The sequence below is a fragment of the Mesoaciditoga sp. genome (assembly GCF_054006115.1).
On sequence record NZ_JBPNHS010000032.1, the window covers coordinates 23,865 to 30,541 of the forward strand.

A 6,677-nucleotide genomic window follows, 5' to 3' on the forward strand; every position below is an offset into this window, starting at 1 on the left:
TGATGTAAATGTTAGGTTCTCTTTCTACTGCGGCAACCGGAATGAACGCTCAGCAATTCATGCTTGATACCATAGCTAATAACCTTGCCAACGTTAACACAACGGGGTATAAACAGGTAAGGGCTGAGTTCGCTTCGCTGGCATATCAAGACATTTTCACCGCTGGAACACCAACTTCTCAATCAACTCAATCGCCTACCGGTTTGTACAGAGGTCACGGAGTGAGAACGGTGGCGACAAATCGATTGTTTACACTTGGAAACATAAAATCCACCGGAAATCCACTTGATATTGCCATAGGAGGTGACGGTTTTTTCCAAGTTCAGCTTCAAAGTGGGCAAATAGCTTACACGAGAGATGGAAGTTTCAAGTTGGATGGGCAGGGAAGGATAGTCACATCTGATGGTTACGTTGTTGTGCCAAACATCGTAATCCCTTCTGACGCCACATCTATAAACATCGCCCCAAATGGTACGGTGAGCGTTACAACTGCAAATGGAAGCACAACACAAGTTGGTAATATAACGCTTGTTAAGTTTTTAAATCCCGCAGGTCTTAACGCCATAGGAGATAATTTGTACACGGCCACGCAGGCTTCTGGTCAACCAATTCAGGGAGTTCCAAACCAGGATGGATTCGGCGCTTTAAGGCAGGGCTATCTTGAAATGTCAAATGTGAACGTCATTCAACAGATGGTTGATATGATAAACGCTCAAAGGGCATACGAATTCGACGCGAGGGTTATTCAAACATCCGATACCATGCTGCAAGATGCGGCAACTCTGAAGAGATGATGTAATTTGAAGAAGATCGCGTTCGTTCTGTTGGTGATATTCGCAACTCTGGCATTTTCATCAACGTTAACCTTGAAATCGAGCGCGACTGTAACGGGGCAATATGTAACGCTTTACGATCTGGCTGCAACGTACGAGGGAGTGTCAATTCAAAAGTTAAAAGCGTTCATAGTCGCATTTGCACCACAACCAGGAAGTAGCTACATTTTGAGTGCAGACAGCGTCAAAATTAGAGCGCAAAACGATATAAAATGGTTAAAAGTCTTTGAAAAATCCAAAAGTATAAAGGTATCTTCCAAAGCTTTTGCCGTGAATTTATCAGAAATTCACGATGCCATAAAATCAAAGATGGGAAGGGAGATTTTTTTAACCACACTTCCATTGATAGAGTTGTCTACAAACAAGTACACCGTAGAAGTCCAAAATATTTCAGACATAAATGGAGAGCACTTTGCGCTTTTGAAATTCAAAGGAAATGGTACAAATTCATACGTGAATGTAGGTTTTGAAACTTCCAAAATTGGGAACTGTAATAGTATTGATGGAATAAAAAGCGTCGTGCTTGGTTTTATGAAAAAAGGAATATCTCTTTCCCTTGTAAATGAAATTCCAAAGGTTGATTTTGTGCAAATAGAAGTTGGTAAACCTTTTAAAGAGTCTCTTAACATGTTAAAAGTTCCCGTTAACTTTATTCTTAAAGGTGGAAAAAGTTTTTCGACCATTTTGAAGTACAGGATATCTCTTTACGCTGATGTTGTAGTTGCAAGGAAGTACATTCCTTATGGCAAAAAGATATCCAATGAGGATCTTGCGACTAAGAAAATGAATGTTTACGCAACTTCTACATCTTACGCTACTTCAATAAAGTACTGTGTGGGAAAGATAAGCATGTGGTCTTTTAGAAAGGGACAAATTATATCTTTAAATGGGTTAAAAACTCCTCCCGATGTTTTAACAGGAGAAATATTGATAGCCTACGTTTCTTACCCAACAATGACTGTGACGACATTCGTAAGGGCTATGCAAGATGGAAATGTTGGACAGGTTATAGCCGTAAGGAATGTGAGCAATGGTTACATGCTTTACGGCACAATAGAAAGAGGCCCGAAGATATGTATTTACTCTGGAGGCGAGTGAAATGAAAAAGGCGTTACTCATTTTTGTTATAATCTCTTTAATCGCATCGATGGCGATGTCGACATCGTTGTGGAGTACGTCTAAAGATAAGAAATTCAAGTCACTTTTTGCCATGAAAGTGGCAAATCAAGTCGGAGACACTTTAAACGTTATGGTTTACGATAACACAACGGCTTCATTTTCCTACAGCAATCCAGATTACAAGGGAGGTTTGTTGTCTGTTCTTGTGGGATTGCTTAAATCAGTTACCAATTTTGATCTGTCGAAGTTCATACCCATTAACTCTTCTCCAAATATAAACACTACGAAAAGAACGGCAAAAAATCAATCTCAGTTCGTCACGCAAATAGCCGCCGTGATCACAAAAATAGAACCCAATGGGAATTTTTACATAAAAGGCTCTAAAGAAGTTAAGGTGGGACAATCGATGAAACAGGTACAAATAGAGGGAATTGTCAATCCAAACGATATATCTCAGGATAATACGATAGATTCATCCAAAATAGCGGATTTGAAAATTTGGTACGATGGAAGCCTGATTTTTCAACAAGGCGTAAATCAGGATAGATGGATAAACTGGATTTTCAATTCTTTATCTTCTGTTTTGTTCTGAGATGAGGGAAGTGAAAATGTTGAAAAAGTTTTTTCTTGCAATCATCTTATTGGCAATGGCATCTGTGATTTTTGCAACCTCTGTTGCCAGAATAGAAGATATAGCCAAGATAAGAGGCGCGATGGATAACCAGCTTTTCGGAGTTGGAGTGGTGGTAGGATTAGATGGAAATGGAGACAGCGGACAGGTCCCGTCTACATTATTGGCGAACATGTTGAAAAATTTCGGAGTTGTAACAACGGCAGCCGAACTGAAGTCTAAAAATTCGGCTCTTGTGATGGTTACCGCGGATATTCCTCCATTTTATTATCCAGGTATGAAGTTGGATGTAACAGTCTCATCCATAGGTGATGCCAAAAGTTTGCAGGGTGGAGTGCTACTTCAAACACCATTATACGGTGCTGATGGAAACGTTTACGCCGTGGCGCAGGGAAATGTGTCGATTGGTGGCGCTGAAACTAAACAATCCGCTTCTTTACAAAAGAGATATTTACTCGTTGGCACAATTCCAAATGGTGCTATAGTTCAAAAGCTCATACCATCTAATATTGTCAAGAAAAACACAGTTACACTTTTACTGAACAAGCCAGATTTCGTTACCGCCGCACGCGTGGCACAGGCGATAAATGGAAAATTCAGTAATTCCATTGCAAAAGCCAAGGACGCGGCCGCAGTGGACGTGAAAGTTCCAAAAGTTTTTCAGGATAACCTTATAGATTTTTTAGCAATGATTCAACAAATACAGGTTACGCCAAATATACCTCAAGAAATAGTGATAAATGAAAGGACAGGAACGATTGTATTTGGAGGAGACATACAGCTTCCAGATTTCACGATGAGTTATGGTAATTTCTCTATATCTGTAACGAATGGAAAGGTATCCGCCGGAGGGACAAACACCACAACAAATACAATCACGAATTTAATATCCGCTTTAAAAGCCTTGGGCGCAACGCCTCAAGATATCATATCGATAATTGAATCCCTTCACAAATCCGGAATAATTCAACAAAATGTGGTGGTAATGTGAATACTTCTCCCATATCCCTTTTAAATGCGAAAGATATAAGTGGCAAAAATAAAGTGGAAAAAGTCGCCGAACAATTTGCCGCCATCTTGGTTTCACAGGTATTTGACGAAATGCAGAAAAATGTGTTAGAATCATCTCTCATACCACAAAGCCAGGCTGAAAAATGGTATAGGCAATGGCTGATGGATATTTACGCCCAGGAATCTGTAAAGAGCTCTTTGAAACCATTGGCAGATATGATTGCAAGTCAGCTTGCAAATAATGGATATAGAAAGTAGGAGTGGGAGATGATTCTATGTTAAGATCTTTGAGTGAAGTTGTTGAAAGAATGAAAAGTGCAAAGAAAGTGCTTGTTACGGGGCACATAAAGCCGGATGGCGATGATATCAGCTCGGTGGCAACTCTCGTTTCAATAATGCGGAAACTTGGCAAAGATGCAGAGGGATGCATAGCTGACAATATTCCGTGGTTTTACAAAGAAATACCGGGCGTATCTTTGATAAAAAACGTGGAAGATTTAAGAGATTATAAGTACGACACTTCAATCACGGTAGACGCCTCCGAAGTATCCAGAATAGGTGATTCCGTAAAGCTTCTTAAAAATGGAAAACCAGACATAACGCTGGATCATCACAAAACAAATGTGGGATTTGGGGAATACGACTTTTACGATTCTAATTACGCCGCGACGGCGGTCATAGTGTACGAAATTGGGAAAATGCTGGACATAGATTACACTCCAGAATTGGCCGAAATAAACCTTCTTGGCATTGCTACGGATACAGGTTTTTTCAAGTATTCAAATACCGATCAAAAGGTTTTCAAATACGCTGCCGAGCTTGTCGGTGCCGGTGCCAACATCCAACACATAGCCTCTGCGGTTCTTGAACACAAAACTTTGAACGAAATAAAGCTACAGTCTGAAATGATAAACACGTTGAAAGTGGAAGAAGATGGAAAGCTGGCATGGGCTCACGTTTCATCTGATATGTTTAAGAGAAACAACTGCACGGATGAAGATGCAGGTGGCTTCGTTTCAGAGATAAGGGCGCTTTATGGTGTAGAGGTTGCCATTCTCTTCATAGAATGGCCGGAAAATCAAGTGAATATCTCCTTCAGATCCAAAAATTACGTAGACGTGAGCGAAATAGCCTTGGCGTTTGGCGGCGGTGGGCACGAACGTGCTTCTGGTTGCAGTTGTAAAGGCGTGAAACTTGAAGAGATGATGGAAAAGGTTATAGCTAAAACGAAAGAAATCCTCAAGAAATACTAGACAAATTTCGTAAACTCTATTTTGTATTGTTCACTCATTTTACTCATGTTGTGCGTGAACATTACGAAAAGTATTACAAGAGACATTACAAAAATTCTCTATGGAAACATATAAGCAGCATTTAACAACACTTTTTGATTTAAGACCCGCTTTTCAAGCGATCAAAGCAATTTTTTCGAAGTCATGTCAGAACGGATTCGCTCTTCTTTCCGCCTTCCTAATTCAAAATATGAGGCACGCTCAGACACTCATCCATGAGTGCTTCGCTTTCTCGGCACGTCCTGTGCCTCTCAACCTCATTTGAATCCTCATCCGGAGAGCTCATATATTCTGACAAGTACTTCGAGGGTGAGGTTTAATCGTTTTTTGAAAAGAATCATTTTGAGATAAAAAAGCTGGGCATCTTTTAAGATGCCCAGTAATGGTGCTTTATGGCAAAAGCTCTTAATAATTCATTGCTTACACTTTGAATACGCTCAACTGCTTGTCCAGACTTTCAGAAGAATCCCTTACCGGTTTTACTGAAGCCCTCGCTTCTTCCAAGCTCGCGTTTATCTCTTCAAAGTTACCGTTCAATTGTTGGAGCACTTCTGATGATTTACTCAACAAATCTGCTAATTTCGTTGAACCCGCGCTCATTTCTTGTGCACCAGCGCCTTGTTCTTGCGTGCTTGCGGCTACGCTTTGAACCGATTGCTGAAGTTTTTCGAGAATTTCTTTTAGCCTATCAAAGCTTTCCAAAACCCCTTTTACGCTTTCAGATGTCTCGCTTGACATATCCGCAGCTTGTTGAACTATTCCCAAAGACTTATGAACTTCTTGACCAACTTCATTGAGAGTTTGTCCTATCTTTCCAGTTGCCTCTGCGCTTTCTTCTGCAAGTTTTCTTATCTCATCCGCGACAACTGCGAATCCCTTTCCGGCTTCTCCCGCGCGTGCCGCTTCTATTGCTGCGTTGAGCGCTAACAAATTCGTTTGGTCTGCAATGGAATTGACCGTTTCTATAATCGTGGAAATGCTTTCTGAAAGGGTATAAAGATTGTTAAGGCTTTCCTTTGCGCTTTCGCTTATTTCTCTTGTTTTATTTGCCCTTTCTGCACTTTCTTGGATGAGTTTGTAATCGTTCATTATTTCTTCTTCTATCTTATCACCATGCGAGGCCATTTCTTGTGCAGCTTTCGCGTTCATTTCAGAACTCGACGCGAGTTCCTCAAGGCTTGCGTTTATCTCTTCAAGTGAGGCACTGTTATCTGTGACTTCATTACTCAATGAATCAAGTTGCTGTGCCGACTCGTTCAAAGCTTCGGATATCTCACGAATTATCTCTTCAAGCTTTTTAACGGATTCTTTCGTGCTTGTAGACGTATCTTTTGCATGGGTTATGATGCCTTTCAACGTATCTCTCAGCTTTTCCACCGCCCGTGCAGTAACACCGATTTCGTCTTTGCTTTTAACAACATCCATTTCTATATTCAAAATGCCATTTGACATGTTTTCAACGAGTGTGGATAATTTCTTTACTGGTGCTGTAAGGTTTCGAGCCATAAGCGAAGCTATGAGAAGAGCAACCGCAATTGACACAATACTCAGAATTATAATCGTTAAACGCATTATGTTCATCTCGTTTATTTGAGACTTTCTCAAAGCTTGTGTTGTGGTTAAAAGGGAAGAATTTAAACTTTTCAAGGCATTTGAAAACGCCTCATATTTTTGAGAAGAAAAGTTCTTTAAATCGGCATTTGACGAGTCATTGACAATCTTGTTTAAGAGAGTGACATCTTTTTCAAGATCACTTTTGATCTTCCCAGGAAAATCGGGAAGCATTTTGTC

At 40.3% G+C, this 6,677-nt stretch carries 7 protein-coding genes; 6 read left to right on the plus strand and 1 reads right to left on the minus strand.

Annotated features, from left to right (window positions below):
• The first annotated feature begins 8 nt into the window (after positions 1-8).
• From flgG to ACXJIN_RS06640, 6 genes are read left to right on the plus strand one after another with little or no spacing between them, the layout of a single operon-like run.
• Positions 9-794, plus strand: a complete 786-nt coding sequence (gene flgG, locus ACXJIN_RS06615) for a flagellar basal-body rod protein FlgG (protein WP_456400654.1) — start codon at positions 9-11, stop codon at positions 792-794.
• Positions 795-800: 6 nt separating this feature from the next.
• Positions 801-1,931 carry a flagellar basal body P-ring formation chaperone FlgA gene (gene flgA, locus ACXJIN_RS06620; RefSeq protein ID WP_456400656.1) on the plus strand — a complete coding sequence of 377 codons (1,131 nt, stop codon included), beginning with the start codon at positions 801-803 and terminating at the stop codon, positions 1,929-1,931.
• Position 1,932: 1 nt separating this feature from the next.
• The gene (locus ACXJIN_RS06625) at positions 1,933-2,544 is read left to right on the plus strand and encodes a flagellar basal body L-ring protein FlgH (RefSeq protein ID WP_456400658.1); all 612 of its coding nucleotides are present in this window, start codon (positions 1,933-1,935) and stop codon (positions 2,542-2,544) included.
• A 16-nt stretch (positions 2,545-2,560) separates the two neighbouring features.
• Positions 2,561-3,574 (plus strand): flagellar basal body P-ring protein FlgI, encoded by a 1,014-nt coding sequence (gene flgI, locus ACXJIN_RS06630; RefSeq protein ID WP_456400660.1) that lies wholly within the window; start codon positions 2,561-2,563, stop codon positions 3,572-3,574.
• Positions 3,571-3,852: a rod-binding protein gene (locus ACXJIN_RS06635; protein ID WP_456400662.1), complete on the plus strand. Its 282-nt coding sequence runs from the start codon at positions 3,571-3,573 to the stop codon at positions 3,850-3,852. The genes flgI and ACXJIN_RS06635 overlap by 4 nt, the downstream gene beginning before the upstream one ends.
• 17 nt (positions 3,853-3,869) lie before the next feature.
• Positions 3,870-4,847, plus strand: a complete 978-nt coding sequence (locus ACXJIN_RS06640) for a DHH family phosphoesterase (RefSeq protein WP_456400664.1) — start codon at positions 3,870-3,872, stop codon at positions 4,845-4,847.
• A gap of 459 nt (positions 4,848-5,306) precedes the next feature.
• Here ACXJIN_RS06640 and ACXJIN_RS06645 read toward each other — a convergent pair.
• On the minus strand, positions 5,307-6,677 hold a 1,371-nt coding region (locus ACXJIN_RS06645), incomplete at its 5' end, for a methyl-accepting chemotaxis protein (RefSeq protein ID WP_456400666.1).